General features: G+C 45.3%; 16 protein-coding genes. 5 read left to right on the forward strand and 11 right to left on the reverse strand.

Annotated features, from left to right (window positions below):
• Positions 1-115 precede the first annotated feature (115 nt).
• The 10 genes from ABDV94_RS00895 to ABDV94_RS00940 all read right to left on the reverse strand — a co-directional run bounded on the left by ABDV94_RS00895 (position 116) and on the right by ABDV94_RS00940 (position 8,421).
• Entirely contained in the window at positions 116-559 is a 444-nt protein-coding gene (locus tag ABDV94_RS00895) for a hypothetical protein (protein ID WP_343603969.1), read from the reverse strand.
• Positions 552-1,661 carry a glycosyltransferase family 4 protein gene (locus tag ABDV94_RS00900; RefSeq protein ID WP_343603970.1) on the reverse strand — a complete coding sequence of 370 codons (1,110 nt, stop codon included), beginning with the start codon at positions 1,659-1,661 and terminating at the stop codon, positions 552-554. Before ABDV94_RS00900 ends, ABDV94_RS00895 begins: the two co-directional genes overlap by 8 nt.
• Before the next feature lie 55 nt (positions 1,662-1,716).
• Positions 1,717-3,006, reverse strand: a complete 1,290-nt coding sequence (locus ABDV94_RS00905) for a serine hydrolase (protein WP_343603971.1) — start codon at positions 3,004-3,006, stop codon at positions 1,717-1,719.
• A gap of 81 nt (positions 3,007-3,087) precedes the next feature.
• A complete protein-coding gene (locus tag ABDV94_RS00910) occupies positions 3,088-4,227 on the reverse strand; it encodes a cysteine desulfurase family protein (protein WP_343603972.1) in 1,140 nt (379 codons plus the stop codon).
• A gap of 47 nt (positions 4,228-4,274) precedes the next feature.
• Positions 4,275-4,784 carry a YdeI/OmpD-associated family protein gene (locus tag ABDV94_RS00915; protein WP_343603973.1) on the reverse strand — a complete coding sequence of 170 codons (510 nt, stop codon included), beginning with the start codon at positions 4,782-4,784 and terminating at the stop codon, positions 4,275-4,277.
• Positions 4,785-4,949: 165 nt separating this feature from the next.
• Positions 4,950-6,074 (reverse strand): vWA domain-containing protein, encoded by a 1,125-nt coding sequence (locus tag ABDV94_RS00920; protein ID WP_343603974.1) that lies wholly within the window; start codon positions 6,072-6,074, stop codon positions 4,950-4,952.
• Between the two features lie 49 nt (positions 6,075-6,123).
• Positions 6,124-6,597 carry a hypothetical protein gene (locus ABDV94_RS00925; protein ID WP_343603975.1) on the reverse strand — a complete coding sequence of 158 codons (474 nt, stop codon included), beginning with the start codon at positions 6,595-6,597 and terminating at the stop codon, positions 6,124-6,126.
• A 67-nt stretch (positions 6,598-6,664) separates the two neighbouring features.
• Positions 6,665-7,225, reverse strand: coding sequence for an HD domain-containing protein (locus ABDV94_RS00930; protein WP_343603977.1), 561 nt, complete (start codon positions 7,223-7,225; stop codon positions 6,665-6,667).
• 170 nt (positions 7,226-7,395) lie between these two features.
• Positions 7,396-7,836, reverse strand: coding sequence for an SRPBCC domain-containing protein (locus tag ABDV94_RS00935; protein ID WP_343603978.1), 441 nt, complete (start codon positions 7,834-7,836; stop codon positions 7,396-7,398).
• 108 nt (positions 7,837-7,944) lie between these two features.
• Positions 7,945-8,421 (reverse strand): nuclear transport factor 2 family protein, encoded by a 477-nt coding sequence (locus ABDV94_RS00940; RefSeq protein ID WP_343603980.1) that lies wholly within the window; start codon positions 8,419-8,421, stop codon positions 7,945-7,947.
• 104 nt (positions 8,422-8,525) lie between these two features.
• Between ABDV94_RS00940 and ABDV94_RS00945 the strand changes: the two genes are divergently transcribed.
• The 5 genes from ABDV94_RS00945 to ABDV94_RS00965 all read left to right on the forward strand — a co-directional run bounded on the left by ABDV94_RS00945 (position 8,526) and on the right by ABDV94_RS00965 (position 13,935).
• The gene (locus tag ABDV94_RS00945) at positions 8,526-9,620 is read left to right on the forward strand and encodes a DNA replication/repair protein RecF (protein WP_343603982.1); all 1,095 of its coding nucleotides are present in this window, start codon (positions 8,526-8,528) and stop codon (positions 9,618-9,620) included.
• Positions 9,617-9,928, forward strand: a complete 312-nt coding sequence (locus tag ABDV94_RS00950; RefSeq protein ID WP_343603984.1) for a DUF721 domain-containing protein — start codon at positions 9,617-9,619, stop codon at positions 9,926-9,928. The genes ABDV94_RS00945 and ABDV94_RS00950 overlap by 4 nt, the downstream gene beginning before the upstream one ends.
• Positions 9,929-10,203: 275 nt before the next feature.
• Positions 10,204-11,019, forward strand: coding sequence for a 3-methyl-2-oxobutanoate hydroxymethyltransferase (gene panB / locus ABDV94_RS00955; protein ID WP_343603986.1), 816 nt, complete (start codon positions 10,204-10,206; stop codon positions 11,017-11,019).
• A 3-nt stretch (positions 11,020-11,022) separates the two neighbouring features.
• Positions 11,023-11,742: an RNA pseudouridine synthase gene (locus ABDV94_RS00960; protein WP_343603988.1), complete on the forward strand. Its 720-nt coding sequence runs from the start codon at positions 11,023-11,025 to the stop codon at positions 11,740-11,742.
• A 51-nt stretch (positions 11,743-11,793) separates the two neighbouring features.
• Positions 11,794-13,935, forward strand: coding sequence for a hypothetical protein (locus tag ABDV94_RS00965; protein ID WP_343603989.1), 2,142 nt, complete (start codon positions 11,794-11,796; stop codon positions 13,933-13,935).
• Positions 13,936-13,938: 3 nt separating this feature from the next.
• On the opposite strand, the gene ABDV94_RS00970 is transcribed toward ABDV94_RS00965, so the two are convergent.
• On the reverse strand, positions 13,939-14,985 hold the full coding sequence (locus tag ABDV94_RS00970) for a PorP/SprF family type IX secretion system membrane protein (protein ID WP_343603991.1): 1,047 nt from the start codon (positions 14,983-14,985) through the stop codon (positions 13,939-13,941).

Genomic DNA, 14,985 nt, shown 5'->3' on the forward strand with positions numbered 1-14,985 from the left:
ACGTTATTCTAACTAAAGATGAAAATGATGGAATTATGAGTTTTGTGTAAACGAATTGTGAATTGAATTAATATTTGCTTAACACAGGCTAAAAGGATGTAGTAAACACTGCAAATTAGCTGATTTTTTCGATCTGAAAGTTTTGTCCGTTGAAAGTGAAACGGTCATTTTCAGACTTGTTCAGAAGTAACTGTCCCAAGGGTGCACCAACCCCGATACCGATCACTACGGTGTTTTGAAACAGAAACTTTCCGATCGGAATTCCGACCAGGAAAACACCCGAATTGGTCTGAACGAGCGTTCCTACTTTAATTGTAGATGAAGTCTCAGCGCTTTGACTTTCGACCAGGTTCTTCAGGCGTTGCTGTTCAGCAAGCTGTGTCCCGAGTTTGAGCAATTCCTGCTGTGCCATCTCCCGCGATGTTTCAAATTTATCGCCCGCTGAGCTTTTGCTGTCTTCTGCGATATCTTTCTGTAAATCGGAAATGTCATGTTGTAACCGGGAGATTTTCTCAGTGATCATACCCGATACGTGCTCTAAAAGATCGGTTTTAATCATAAACGATGAAATGCTTATTGAACAATTCAATGAGTTGTTGCTGGACACTTTCTTTCGAAAACTGCATCCCGAAGGATCGGAGAACTTCTTTGTCGAACGTAACTTTTCCATTGACCATACTCAAGATGGCATGTTTCAAATCGGCTATGTTGTTCTGTTCAATCTTGATTCCAAGTGCTTCGGTCATGTTTGCTGCAATTCCGACTGCGGTAGAAATAACCGGAGTTCCCGTTAACCATGCCTCTGCAATCACAATACTGAATGTTTCGTATTCGGAAGTGAGAATCAATGCATCGTGTTCTTTCAGAAGCTGACTGACCTCTTCCCACTCACACGGTCCTGTAAACGTAATGGCATCGGCACAGCTGTTGAGCCTGGCCCATTTCTGCCATTCATCCGTATTTTGATCGGAAACGACCGTTAAACTGATCTGCTTCCCGGATTCCAGGTATGCGTTCAGGAAACCGTCAAATAGAAAGGCCGGGTTCTTGGTGTTCTTATCGAGGGTTGAAATATGAATGAATTTTTTTCGTCCCACCGGGTTGGTTTCCCGCAGCGTAAAAATCTGTTCATCCACAAAGTTAGGAATGACCTGGATTTTAGTTGTCGGGAAAAGTGGCTGCATATCGCTTCGGAGCACATTGGAAACGGCTACGATTTCGCTCGTGTGACGGCTTCCACGTTTGATCACCTGTTGGTGCAGCGACAAGAAATTCTTACGTAGTTTTTTGCGGTAATACGAACCGTGTTCCATCACGATCAACGGTACGCGGAAATAACGCTGTACACGTGCAAACTGCATGGCGCGTGGCAAAAAGACATGAGCAAAAATCAGATCAATGTGATCCAGCATTAAAAGTCCTTTGTGCAATGCTTTGCGTTGAAGCCACCAATGCATAAAACGGTTGCTGGCAATGCGGTGGTAAATCCGGATAATTCTCAGGTTGTCGATTTCCTCTTCGTCCACCTCAATAGATGAACAATTCTTATCGCCCATGGTGTGTAAGACCGTTACTTCGTACTTTTCCGAAAGCAAATGGGCGAAACGCTCTACAAAATTCCCTGCGTAAGGGTCTATACGCGTAGGGAACCATGAACTCATGATGAGAATATGTCTCTTTGTAATGGGCATAGGCTAAATTTAGTGGATTTTTTCACTAATCGCGTATGACTTTCAAAGTTTTTGTGTCGTTTTCTCGCCTGATTGTGAGGAAATAAACTCCTTTCGAATTTTCTGAAAAATGAATTTCATTTCCAATCTGTTGAAAGGGAACGGATTGACCGAGTTGGTTTTTTAGTTCAAAAACTTCGCCGCCCAACAGGTTCGAAAGTGTGAGTAAACCATCATCGGATGGGTTCGGAGCCAGTTGAATCACATCGAGCCGGTTGGTTTGCAGCCCGGCGGTACAGGTCAACCGGTTCATGTATTGCCAGATCGTATCGTTATACGTTGTTGCAACCAGGTTGGTTCCCAGGTTCGCTCCCATTCGCACCAAAACGAGGCCGTCGGAAGGAGATACGTTGATGATTTGCCCGTTTTTACCTTCAGCAGCGTATACATCTGCCGGAGCATTGGGCATCAAACTGCCAGGAAAAACAAATTGAGTCTGCGGAAGCATGTAAGACGATTTTCCATTGAGCCAGGTCAGATACCCGTAGGATTTGTTGAGACTCTGGCTGGTATTTCGCATTTCATTGAGGTAAGTCAGGTCTGGGAGAACCGCCGTTCCGTTCCAGTAACCGTTTTGAGAAAGCAAGAGTCCGAAACGCGCCATGCTTCTTGGTTTGGAAACAAAGATGTGGTTGTACCCGGAAGTTACAAATAAACCGGTCATCCCGATTTTTGCTCCGATTTTCTGATTGACCCAGCTTGAAAGTGTTGTGCCGGTTGCTACCCGGATCACGGAGTCGAGCAGGGTGTAAGGGCCGTTGTGATAAGCCCAGCGGGTTCCCGGTGGAGCTTTGTAGACCAAACATGCCGGATCGGTACAGTAAATATCCGAAACTCCGTCGTCCAGTCCGGTGGTCATCGTCAGCTGATGTTTAATCGTAATGGCATCTTCCTGGGCCGTAGTCATGCTGGTCCACCCGTTTCCGAGGTAATCGCTGGTGGGATCGTTGATATTCAGAAAACCTTCGTATTGTGCAATCCCCACAGCATAGGCCGTCAAGGTTTTACCGGCTGAGTTCCAAACGTAAAAACTGTCGGCGGTGAATGTTCCGAAATACTTTTCCAGCACAATTTTTCCGTCTTTCAATACAATGAATGCTTTGGAATCGCTTTGTTCCAGCCAATTGTACATGTTATCGATGGAATCCTGACACCAGCCCAGTGTCGCCGGGTCTGTTGTGCTCCAGGTTGTTCCCACAAGCGGGGGGAAGTATGTTTGTGCTTTCAGGTTTGAAAAACCCAAAGAACCAATCAGTAGCAGCAGGATGTATTTCATAACAGTATCAAAATTAAGCATGCAAAATTCAAAAAGTTCTATCGTAGAATTCGTGGTTCATTTTGACTTTTACAGGTCGAATTAAACCAATTCTTTCTCGTAAATGGCTTCCAATTGTTCTATTGCGAAATCAATTTCTTCTTTGGTTGTGTATCTCGAAAATGAGAAACGGGCATTCGGACGTGTCGGATCGGCTTTGATTCCTTCCAATACGTGTGATCCTTTCGCTGCACCGGATGAACAAGCTGATCCGCCGGAACAGGCAACTCCTTTCAAATCCAGTGTAAACAACAACATTCCCGATTTCTCCGTTGCCGGCAGGCAGACGTTCAGCACGGTGTACAAGCTTTTCTCCGGGCTGGTTTCACCGTGAAATGCCACATCCGGGAATGCAGCCTGCAAACGCCCGATCATGTAGGATTTCAATTCCTGAACGTGTTGCTGGTGTTCTTCCAGGTGGCTGTATGCCAGTTCAATGGCTTTTGCAAGTCCCACGATTCCGTATACGTTTTCGGTTCCACCACGCAGACCACGTTCCTGTGCACCTCCGTGAATCAGGATATCTGTTTTGATGCGTTTGTTGGCATATAAAAAACCGATTCCTTTCGGACCGTGAAATTTATGTGCCGCGCAGGTAATGAAATCAATGCCCAGTTTTTCCAAATCGAAGGCGTAGTGTCCCATTGTTTGAACGGTATCCGTATGAAAGTATGCGTTGTATTTTTTGCACAGTTCGCTTACTTTTCCGATCGGAGTCAGTGTTCCGATTTCGTTGTTGGCGTGCATCAGTGAAACCAATGTCGGTTTTTCATCCTTCAGGTAGGATTCCAGTTCGTTCAGATCGATATTTCCTTTCTGATCTACGGTAAGCCAAACTGCTTCGATTCCCTCTCTTTCCGCCAAGTGTTCAATAGTATGACACACCGCGTGATGCTCAATGGTCGTAGAGATGATGCGTTTCACTCCCAATTGATAAACGGCTGTGTTCAATGCGATATTGTCGGCTTCCGTTCCGCCTGAAGTGAAAATCAATTCATTCGGAGAGCAGTTTAATTGCTTTGCAATTGCACGACGTGATGTTTCGATCAATGCTTTTGTCTGTCGGCCATAGAAATGAGTCGAAGACGGGTTTCCGAATTCGTTTTGCAAAACTGGAATCATGGCTTCCGCAACTTCTTTGGCAAGTGGGGTCGTTGCCGCATTGTCTAAATATACTCGCATGGACTTTTTTTTAGTACAAATTTAATAGATTCGAAAGAAGAAATGTGTTAATGCTTACCAAGTAAAAAACGAAATGTTTCTTTCCCTTGAGGTGCTAACAAGAGGTTCGACATCAATAAATGCGTTCTTTCGACTCGTTTGTCTTTAGATTTCGCTGAGTCGACATGGTTTAATATGTAGCGTTTCATTCCCGGAGTCAGTGCGTCAAAACGGTCTTTTGATTCGGGAACCTGGTACCAGTATTCTTCCATTTCTTCCGGAACGGGTACTCCGAATTCGGAGCTGTCTTTTTCCAAACAAACATGTACTGAATCTCCGAGCGTTTTCCCGATTTTCTTTAACCGGTTTTGCTGTACGGTAATTAATCCGCTTCCTTCGCCCAGCGCCAGAACTCCTGCCTGCCACTGAATTTTAGAATCGAGGTGAATAATCAGCCGCTGGTTGAAATCTCCTTTTTCTTGTCGTCCCGGGAGTTGCGCCAGGATTTCCGGAGTGAGTTCTATGAACCAGTAATTCAGCCAGTCGAGGGCTTGAACGTGCGTTTCGAATTCGACCATATTCCTTCTCTTTTTTCGTAAAGATAGGAAAGAGTGTGGTGAAAAGTAGTTACTTACCCGGGTAGGTGGTGGATAAGTGTACACTTATCCACTTATCGGTCAAACGCCCGGTTTTGCTGGTTGGTTTTGAAAAAATCCCGGTTCTGAGAAAAACCGGGATTTCCACTATTCAACGGTGAATCCATTCTTTTGTGCGGTAGTAACTAAGGATTCAATAATTGCAGACCCAAAATCTTTCTGAGCATTCGTTTCGCTCATTTTTTTCAGTTCTTCTTTGATATAATCTTCCCGTTTTTGGGAAAGTTCATGGATCTGATTTTGATATTTAATGCGCTCAGCGTTCTTGTTCTCAATATACTTGAGTTGTTCTTCCTTCGGTTTGTTTTTCAACTCTGCAGGCAACAAGTTCTGTGTGCGGATGCTGTCCAGGCTTATTTTCCCGAATTTCACCCCGTCTACCAAATCCCAGGAGGAGTTTTCGTAGTTGGCGTTTGATTTTGCCCCGGCTCTTTCGGATATTACCCCGAAGCCCATAGATTTGGCGTTATTGTCTTCTTCTGCCTGTTTATTGGCGCGGTACAATCCGTCAACACCATAACCTACATAGGTTTTGTTCAGCGAATCGTTTACGGTAATAATTTGCTGATCGTAGGGAGTATTGATTTGGGGAACCTTCTGATCGGAATTGATATTGAAATACATTCCCTGGGAATAAAGCGAACCGTCATACCACAATTCTTTTACGCCCTGGTCGTAAGGACCGCAGTAAATCGTGTTGACAACAATGTTTTTGGTTGCTGCCAGTTTCAGAATCTTCTTGTAGTCGATCGGTCCCTGGTTGAAAGGCTCGTTGCCGGCAATATAAATGATCCGCATATCGGAAGGTTTGGTCGACCACTTCAAATCATTCACCGACGATTCGATCACGGCTGCACAGTATTCGGAGCCACCATTGGTGCGGAGCGAGAATAATTGCCCGGAAATAGAATCCAGGTCGCCGATCAGGTCGGTTCTCTTGCGAATCCAGTTCGGAGTTTTGATTCCGTCGTTTCCATAATCGTAAAGCGCAATTTCCAGTTGGGGAGCTTTTCCCTTTTCGGTCATTTTGGAAGCCGTGTTGACAATTTTCCAGATGGTAGACTTCGCCTGTTCAATCAAGCCGTCCATACTTCCGGAAGTGTCGAACAGAATAGCAATTTGAATTTTACGCGCCTCATCACTCGGATGGAGTGTTTGCGAAAAAGAAAACGAGCAGAAACCCGCCGTCAGGATAAAGAGGAATGTTTTCATGGTTGTTGTTTGTGGCTACTACAACCATCAGCACAATTGGTTCAACGACTTATTCTTCTGGCACTTTGACTTCGCTGATTTTACGAAGAGCACTTAGAATTTTACCTAATTCCGGTTGATCTGCGCGGTATTCGATTGTTACGCGTTTCGTTCCTTTGGAAGTCGAGATTTCGATAAATTCCGCACCGCCGTCGGCACAATCCGGACAACCATAGGTTTCATTCAATTTGAAGAACTCATCGATATTGACCTCACGAACCAATTTTTCCCATTCCGTTTTTGAGAAGGCGATGTTTTTCTTTTCTGTAGGAAACTGAGCCTCATCCCGCGATGTTTTGGCAAAAACAGCATCTCCGTTTCTCAAAACCAGTTCACGGATGCAATATCCCCGGCAATGCCCGAAACTGGTTCCGTGGACGATTGAAATGATCTGCGTATCAGACGCGGAAGGAGTGGTGTTTTTTGACGTTCCGCAGGCAACAAGCAGGGAAGCAGTGAGTGTGATAAGAACAAACAGTTTCATGAATTCCAAAATTTAAGATGAAGGTAGCAAGAATTTTGCCAGACTTCGGAAAGAATGTGGGGAACGGCTAGTTGATAAACCTCCGGTAGCGTTCTATTTTTTCCAGCAGCCGTTCGGACAGGTAACTGCTTCCTTCTTTCAGATGGGAGTGGATCAATTTCGCTTCGATGAGGTAACTTTCCTTCTTTTCATTGCTCCAGTAGAACGGAGGGGCATACAAATTGCAAATCCGGTCGGCCATTTTCACCGCCCAAACTTCCTTCGGTTGCAGTTTGATTCGTTCCAGGCTGTCGAGCATTTGCTGTTCCTTGCTTTCAATGGTGGTGTTTTTGGTGAGAGCAAGTACTCCGTCAGCCACCGGTTTTCCGAACAGGTGTTCCAGCGTTTCAAAAGTTGCTTCCGTATCTTCCAGCGTATCGTGGAGAATGGCGCACAAAACACCTAATTCCTGGTTCAACCCGGTTTCGTGTCTGAACGCATTCGAGATTTCGAAAACCACACTCCCGATGTGGTTGATGTATTCCACCCGTTCACCTTCCTGGTGTCCGCCGTAGGATTGTCCGGCGTGTAGAATCGTTGCCCACTGCCAGGCATCTTGTTGTTTGTCGATAAGGATTGTTTGATTCATTGTATGTTGATTGGTTTTTATGTTTTTTGAAATTTCCCGCGGATTACGCAGAGGCTCGCAGATGCCAATTGTACGTTTCATAATCTGCGAAATCCGCGAGATTTGCGGGAAACATCATGTGTTATCTGATTTACGCACAGCCCGAAGTTAGGAATAATTCGTTTTAACCGTTATCCTGTTTGTTCGATCTGCGTTTTCAGCAAATGAACCGTTCCGTTCCAGTAAAATTCCCAATGCTTGTAAATGGCTTCGGTAGGGAAGTTCTCTGCTTCAACAGTCAATTGCGTTTGATCAGAACCGGATTCCTGCAGTCTGAAAGTAATGACCGTATAGTTTTCCGGTTCGTTTGGAAGTTCTGAAACCGAACTTACATGACTGTATTGAAAGATTTTTCCGGGTTCAAACTGCAGAATCTCACCACGGTTCTCAAAACGAACATGGTGAAACCCGTTTACCAGGAACGGTGATCCGGTTTTCCAGTCCGAAATGATTTCAAGCTCCATTTCCGGATCACCCATCCATTGTTTCATTCGTTCAGGAACAGTCAGGAATTTCCAAACCGTTGAAACCGGAGCAGCAATTAAAATTGATTTTTGAATCAGTTGAACCATCGTTAAAAAATGTCTTGTCGAGTTTCCTCCGTGTGTTTTCGATGTTCCTAGGGGCGACGCACAAACTGAGAAGGCGGAAGTATCGAGACTGGCATTCGTAATTCGTAATTATTCCGCCTGGTGATCATAACTCAAGCCCTTGTTCAGTTTCCAGATGCCGTTTTCCAGGATCCACACGTGTGTGAATTTGGCTGTACTCGCAAAGCGTTCGGGGTTTCCTTCAATGGTTTCGTAAAAACGGTGCTCGCCGTATTGAATCGCTCCGTAAAGTTTCCCGTTTTCGTAAAGTGGAAAAACCTGTGCACTTCCCGGAATCAGTTCCCTGCGTGATTGGTACGTCCCCGGAGATTTGCACAGACCGTTTCTGAGGTCGTATAAAAACTTCGTTTTGTCCGAAATTCCTCCCTTGTCATGGAAAAACTCGAATTGTTCACTCAGCAAACGTTCAAACTGCCCGATGTCGCAGGTATTGAAACCGACCTGGAACAACAGGCTGTCCTGTGAAAGAATGGTTTTGTACAAATCGGATTGAGAATAAAGCAGGTTACTTAAACCAATAAAAAAGATCAGGAAGAGTGTTTTCATATGTTTTCGATTGCTTGTTTAAAATTACAATTAACTTCTTCAATTCCTAAAAATCGCTTTGGGGAATTCGGCATTCCTAATTCGTAATTGACTACCTTTGCGCTATGTTCGTCGAATCCCTCTCATTGGTCAATTTCAGGAATCACAGCGAAGCCGAATTTCAGTTTGAAAGCGGGGTAAACTGTATTGTCGGGAAAAATGGCTCCGGGAAGACAAACGTACTGGACGCGGTGCACTACCTGAGTATGTGCCGTTCGTATCTCAACCCGATGGACCGGCAGAATATCCGGTTCAACGAGCAGTTTTTCGTGATCCAGGGATGCTGGATGAAAGACGAGCAGCCCTTCAATTTGTATTGCGGCGTCAAATCCGGCTCGAAGAAAGTATTCAAGAAAAACAAGAAAGAATACGACCGGCTGGCGGATCACATCGGGCATTTCCCGGTAGTGATGATTTCGCCGTACGATACTGACCTGATTTCTGAAGGAAGCGAAGTCCGCAGAAAGTGGATGGATGGGATTATCTCCCAGTTCGACCACGAATACCTGAATGATTTGCAGCGCTACAACAAAGTGCTGGATCAACGGAATGCGCTGCTGAAACAGCAATACGAGCATGGTTTCTTCGACCGGGAATCCATTGAAATCTGGGACGAACAGCTGATTCGCTACGGAACGGCCATTCATCGCAAGCGTGTTTCCTTTATCGAAGCATTTATTCCCTTGTTCCAACATTATTACAAGTGGATTTCGCAGGAACAGGAAGCGGTTTCCCTCAGTTATGAATCAAAACTGACCGAAACAGATTTCAGAACCCTGCTGGCACAGGTGTACCCGAAAGACACCCGCGTTCAGTATACTTCCGTAGGAATTCACAAAGACGATATCGTCTTTTTACTGGAAGGGTTGCCGATTAAGCGCTTCGGATCACAGGGACAGCAGAAAAGTTTCCTGATCGCACTGCGCCTGGCTCAGTTCGACTGGTTGAAAGAACACCTGAAGCAAACCCCGATTTTGCTGCTGGATGATATTTTTGATAAACTGGACAACCTGCGGGTGGCACAGCTGATGGCGTTGGTGTCAAAAAATACCTTTGGACAGGTATTGGTTACCGATACCGACGAGCAGCGGGTTTCCGCCATCTTTGAAAGCATACAGGTCAAACCGAAAATGATTTTATTTAATTCCGAATTGGTATGAGTGAGTGGGATGAACGCAAACGATCAGGCAACGCACAGCCGATGAAGGATTTGGTAGATAAGCTGATGAGCGCTTACCAGCTGAAAGGAAAACTGACCGAAATCGATGTGCTGAACCGCTGGGAAGAAATGATGGGAAAAGCAGTCGCTGTCCGGACAACCAATCTCCAGATTCGTTCCGGGGTGTTGATTGTGGCACTGAATTCTTCCGTGATGCGCGACGAACTGCTGCACGGAAAGCAAATTATTATTGAACGGGTAAACCAAACAGCAGGTAAGCAATTGATCCACGATGTGTGGTTCGAATAAATGGAAAAATTAAAATGGAAAATTGAAAAGCAGACTGAGCGGAGTCGAAGTAGCTTTTCGATTCTCTATGCTTCTGCCTTGTCAGTTTGAGTATTCCTGACAGAAACGAAGTGAATCGTCGGGATGTATCGGAAACACATGGCGGAAGTCTCAAGACAGATTCTCCCTGCATACTCAAAGAAGAGCAAGCGCTTTTCAATTCTCACTTTTCAATTCCGTAATTCGGTATTCTTAATTCGTAAATTAACTAACTTTGTTAGATAAAACGATAGCTCATGTCTGTGCATAAAAATGTAAAGCGCGTCACAACGAACGTTTTACAAGAAATGAAAAACTCGGGAGCGAAGATTTCAATGCTTACCGGTTACGATTTTTCAATGGCGAGAATCATTGATTCTGCCGGAATTGACATTATTTTGGTTGGAGATTCCGCGTCGAATGTGATGGCGGGGCACGAAACAACCCTTCCCATTACGCTGGATCAGATGATTTATCACGCTGCTTCCGTCGTGAGGGCCGTTGAACGCGCATTGGTGGTCGTAGATATGCCATTTGGGTCTTACCAGGGAAATTCCAAGGAAGCATTGTCCAACGCGATCCGCATTATGAAGGAATCGGGCGGGCATGCTGTAAAACTGGAAGGAGGAATTGAGATCATCGAGTCGATCAAACGCATCCTCACAGCCGGAATTCCGGTAATGGGACACCTGGGCTTGACGCCGCAATCCATCTATAAATTTGGTACGTACGTCGTAAGAGCGAAAGAAGAAGCGGAAGCACAACGTTTGATTGAAGATGCAAAAGCATTGGAAGAAGCGGGATGTTTTGCAATCGTTCTGGAGAAAATTCCGGCGGCATTGGCTGAAAAAGTAGCAAAATCGGTTTCCATTCCGATCATTGGAATCGGGGCGGGGAACGGAGTAGACGGACAGGTTCTGGTGGTGCACGACATGCTGGGAATCAACAACGAATTCTCTCCGCGTTTCCTGAGAAAATATGCCAATCTTTATGACATTATGCTGGATGCGGTGAAAAACTACATCCAGGATGTGCGTAGCGGCGATTTCCCGAATCAAAACGAACAATACTGATCCATGAAGCAAATCCGTCCGGAAGACGTGCTTTATGAGGATAATCACCTGGTTGTGGTCAACAAGCACGCAGGTGAAAACGTACAGGGAGACATCTCGGGAGATTTTCCGCTGGTGGAGAAAGTACGTGAATATATCCGGCATAAATTCGATAAACCCGGAAATGTCTTTTGTGGTTTGATTCATCGGTTGGATCGTCCTGTTTCCGGAGCGATCGTTTTTGCACGTACCGGTAAAGCACTTACCCGGATGAACAAGTTGTTTGCAGAGAAACACCCGCGAAAAGTGTACTGGGCAGTGGTTGAAAAAGCTCCGAAAGAGAAGTCCGCATACCTGGTTCACCACCTGGAGCGCAATGAAAAGCAGAACAAGACCTATGTTTTCAATGAGGCTCGTAAGAATTCCAAGGAAGCACGACTGAAATACCGCCAGCTGATACATTCAGACAATTATACTTTGCTGGAAGTAGAGCTGGAAACGGGAAGGCATCACCAAATCCGGGCGCAGTTGTCAGCTATCGGCTGCATCATTAAAGGCGATTTGAAATACGGAGCCAAGCGTTCCAATCCGGATGGTTCGATTTACCTGCATTCCCGGGAACTGGAATTCGAACATCCGACCAGTAAGGAAATCATCAAAATAACCGCGCCGGTTCCCGACGATAACTTGTGGCGCTGGTTTGAAAAAGAAGAAACCTCCAGGCAGAACAGCGGTAAACGCTGACAAGTACGAAAAGAAATCACTCACTAAAAATAAAAAACCGATCTTCATCTTATGAAATTACTCCCGATCTTCCTGCTGTTCACATCCTTCGTTTTTGCTCAGACAAAATCGTACTATTACCCGGTGGAGACTTCTTTGGGAGATCACCACATCACGGCGATAGAACAGGATGCATTCGGGAGATTGATTATCGGGACGGACAAGGGACTTTATTCATTTAACGGATTTCAATCCAAAGCTATTCCGTGCCCGAAATTGTATTCGAAAGATATTGTGCAGTTGCTGCGCGTAAAAGACCGTTTTTTTGGAATCAATAAAACCGGGCAGCTTTTCGAGATCAAACAGAATACAGTGTTTTCCAAGCCGCTTTCGGGGATCAAAACTACCATTTTGCGCCTGGAAAAAGGGCCGGCTGATATGTTGCGCATCATATGTTCCGATGCGGTCTACGATTTCAAACTGAATCCGTTTAAGCAGTTTTCCAGGCAAAGTATTCCGTTCTACCAGAAAGGATCGGCAGAATTGATCGATTACTGTGAGAATGACAAAGGTCGTTTTGCACTCCTGTCGAGCAATGAACTGGTCGATATCACTGATGAAACCGCACGCACACTGCCGGGAATGACCGGGAAATGGCTGGTTGCACAAAAGAACAGCATCACGATTTTTCCGGTAAGACCCAATTCAAGCATTTCACTGAAATACGCAGATAAGCGCTTCAAAAACCTCAACAAGCTGATCGGGGCTTTTAACCACTCGGTACAGAAAGCGGTTCAGTTCGGTGACAAAGTTTACCTGCTTTCCGAAACGGGAATGGTGATTTTGAAAGAAGGTGAAATGCGGGTGAATTCTGTCATCGTGGGGCTGAACGTAACAGCCGTTTTTCGCGATAAAGATCAGAACACCTGGTTCGGAACCCGCTCCAAAGGTCTGTACTGCATGCCGGCGGGAACCTATAAACTGGTGAATTCGACCGAATTCAGTTTCCTCGAAGTATTTAAAAACGAGGTCCTGGCGCGAAGCAGTTCCGGTGAAATGATGGTGCTGAATAAATTCGGAAAGAAACTGCGGAATACCCTGTTCCCGAATGACCTGAAACAACAGCAATCGAACCAACCGAAGCTGGAAATGCCGGTTTTGCTGGAAGACGAGTTTGTGAAAGAAGCGTTTTTGTTGTCTTCCGGAAAATACCTGGTTGTTTCATCCAAAGGACTGTATACGCTCGATGCAAAATCTCCGAAGGAATTGCGCGATAAACTGAAAAAGCAAGCTGTCCGCACAGTGATACTGGAAAGTCCGGTGAAAGAATTCACGCAATCCGATACGAATGAAGTGTTGTTTTCAAACCTCGACGGACTGTTTTCCCTCAACCTGGATAACCTGGAATACAAATCGATCCGCTATTTTGACGAAGCCATCGACCCGTCGCAGATTTTGTACCACCAAGGTGCCTGGTATGTGTTAAGTTCGGCAAACCGGATCTTTACCATCAAGAACAGCAAGGTTGTTCATGAGATCAATTTCCGCGAAAACGGAAGCAATATGCAGGTATCCAAGTTTAAGTTATACAACAACAATTTCTACCTGCTGACGGATAAAACGCTTTACAAAACGGCCGATCTGAACGGAAACCTGGAGCGTTTGGAAGAATTGTCCGGTATGAATGACCTGTTCCTGAAAGATTTTGTGGTGTTGGGAGATAAAGTACTCATTGCAACTCAGTTCGGGTTGTTTGAATTCAAGTGGGAGAAGATCAAAGTGCCTTTTCCGAACTTTATCTTAGGGAATGCTGTTGGAAATTACCAGAAGAAAAATTCCACTACATTCGGGTCTGACAATACGGAAGTCACAATTTCATACGAGTTGGTGGAATTGATGGGAAATCACCCGTACCAGCTGCAATACCGCCTGATCCGGAACGGAGACGAGGATCAGATTCACTGGTCGAACACTTCTCTGGGCTTGACAAAACTGACGTTTGAGCACCTGAGTTCCGGAAGCTACCAGCTGGAATTGCGTTTGTTTGATCCGGGAACGGGGCGTTTTTCCAAATTAAGTACAACGGAATTCAGCATCCAGGCCTCCTGGTATGAAGAAACACTCGTTTGGTTCATCGCTGGAATCCTGGTCGGATTCTTTGGGTTGCTTTACCTGAAACGCAGAAAACGCCTGAAGAAACTCAAACTCCAATAAAGCTTACATCCCGCTGAATTCTTTCGGACACTGATAGCGTCTGCGCATGTTTTTGCTGTTGACATTCTTTGAAAACAATACCCGGTTCGGAATTTCGAACAAAAGAGATAATTCATGGCTTCCGTAGCTGCTCGTTTTCAGGCGTGAAATCGTCATGTCGAAATTATACGTCACGCGCCAGGTTGTTTCATACTTGCTTCGCATATTCAATCCGAGCGTAAAGATGAATGAATCGTATTGTTTCACGCTCATTGCCGCGGTTCTGTTCCGGAACCAAATCCCGATAATAAACGGCTGGCTCACGAAATTACTCCCGATACTAAACGTCTTGAATTCATTCTGCATTTCAAAAACAGCTCCTGGAGAGACAATGAATTCATTGAACAACAAATTGGCTTGCGTATGAAAAACGAGTTTGAGCGGCAGTTTTTCCCGATCACCGAGAAAAGCATCTTTGGGTTGTGATAAATGGTGAATGCCGGCTCCCAGCGTTGCGTTGAAGCGCTTGAATGATCCGCGCTGTTTCCGGGTTGTCCCGTTGAAGCGCATCACTAAACCCGTACTGAAATCAGCGTAGGAAACGCTGTTGTAACCTGGCCGCACAAAACTGCTTTCCTTGTATTTTCCCATGGTTTCATCCAGCTGATCGGAAAAAGTCAGTTTGGACCAATCGATGTTTTTGGTCACGAAGCCGCCGCTTACTCCGGCCTGGAGAATGAAATTCTTTGTATCAACTGGGCGGTAGGAATAGTTGACATACCCTCCGGCTGTGCGTAAAAGTGCTTCTCCGCCCACATCGGAATACGCCATGATACCCAATCCCATTTTGTACATCGTTTGCGCTTCCGCAGAAAAAGAAAAGGTATTGAATCGTCCCGGAATGGGGCCCCAGAGTGAACGCGCATTCAACCGGATAGCCATTCCGTTGTTAATCGCCGTCATGGATGGATTGTAATACACCGGGTTGTTGTAGAATTGCGAAAAATTCGGATCCTGAGCTAATCCGGATGCTGCCAGTAAGAGTGCTGTGATCAATAATCGTGTTCTCAT

The organism is Fluviicola sp., from assembly GCF_039596355.1.
Taxonomy (GTDB): Bacteria; Bacteroidota; Bacteroidia; order Flavobacteriales_D; family Crocinitomicaceae; genus Fluviicola.

Bases quoted from the DNA above. Each gene is read 5' to 3' on its own strand.
- ABDV94_RS00910 (WP_343603972.1), bottom strand. From the start codon at position 4,227: ATGCGAGTATATTTAGACAATGCGGCAACGACCCCACTTGCCAAAGAA.
- ABDV94_RS00920 (WP_343603974.1), bottom strand. From the start codon at position 6,074: ATGAAAACATTCCTCTTTATCCTGACGGCGGGTTTCTGCTCGTTTTCT.
- ABDV94_RS00965 (WP_343603989.1), top strand. From the start codon at position 11,794: ATGAAATTACTCCCGATCTTCCTGCTGTTCACATCCTTCGTTTTTGCT.
- ABDV94_RS00960 (WP_343603988.1), top strand. From the start codon at position 11,023: ATGAAGCAAATCCGTCCGGAAGACGTGCTTTATGAGGATAATCACCTG.
- ABDV94_RS00895 (WP_343603969.1), bottom strand. From the start codon at position 559: ATGATTAAAACCGATCTTTTAGAGCACGTATCGGGTATGATCACTGAG.
- ABDV94_RS00970 (WP_343603991.1), bottom strand. From the start codon at position 14,985: ATGAGAACACGATTATTGATCACAGCACTCTTACTGGCAGCATCCGGA.
- panB (WP_343603986.1), top strand. From the start codon at position 10,204: ATGTCTGTGCATAAAAATGTAAAGCGCGTCACAACGAACGTTTTACAA.
- ABDV94_RS00900 (WP_343603970.1), bottom strand. From the start codon at position 1,661: ATGAGTTCATGGTTCCCTACGCGTATAGACCCTTACGCAGGGAATTTT.
- ABDV94_RS00915 (WP_343603973.1), bottom strand. From the start codon at position 4,784: ATGGTCGAATTCGAAACGCACGTTCAAGCCCTCGACTGGCTGAATTAC.
- ABDV94_RS00945 (WP_343603982.1), top strand. From the start codon at position 8,526: ATGTTCGTCGAATCCCTCTCATTGGTCAATTTCAGGAATCACAGCGAA.
- ABDV94_RS00905 (WP_343603971.1), bottom strand. From the start codon at position 3,006: ATGAAATACATCCTGCTGCTACTGATTGGTTCTTTGGGTTTTTCAAAC.
- ABDV94_RS00930 (WP_343603977.1), bottom strand. From the start codon at position 7,225: ATGAATCAAACAATCCTTATCGACAAACAACAAGATGCCTGGCAGTGG.
- ABDV94_RS00935 (WP_343603978.1), bottom strand. From the start codon at position 7,836: ATGGTTCAACTGATTCAAAAATCAATTTTAATTGCTGCTCCGGTTTCA.
- ABDV94_RS00940 (WP_343603980.1), bottom strand. From the start codon at position 8,421: ATGAAAACACTCTTCCTGATCTTTTTTATTGGTTTAAGTAACCTGCTT.
- ABDV94_RS00925 (WP_343603975.1), bottom strand. From the start codon at position 6,597: ATGAAACTGTTTGTTCTTATCACACTCACTGCTTCCCTGCTTGTTGCC.
- ABDV94_RS00950 (WP_343603984.1), top strand. From the start codon at position 9,617: ATGAGTGAGTGGGATGAACGCAAACGATCAGGCAACGCACAGCCGATG.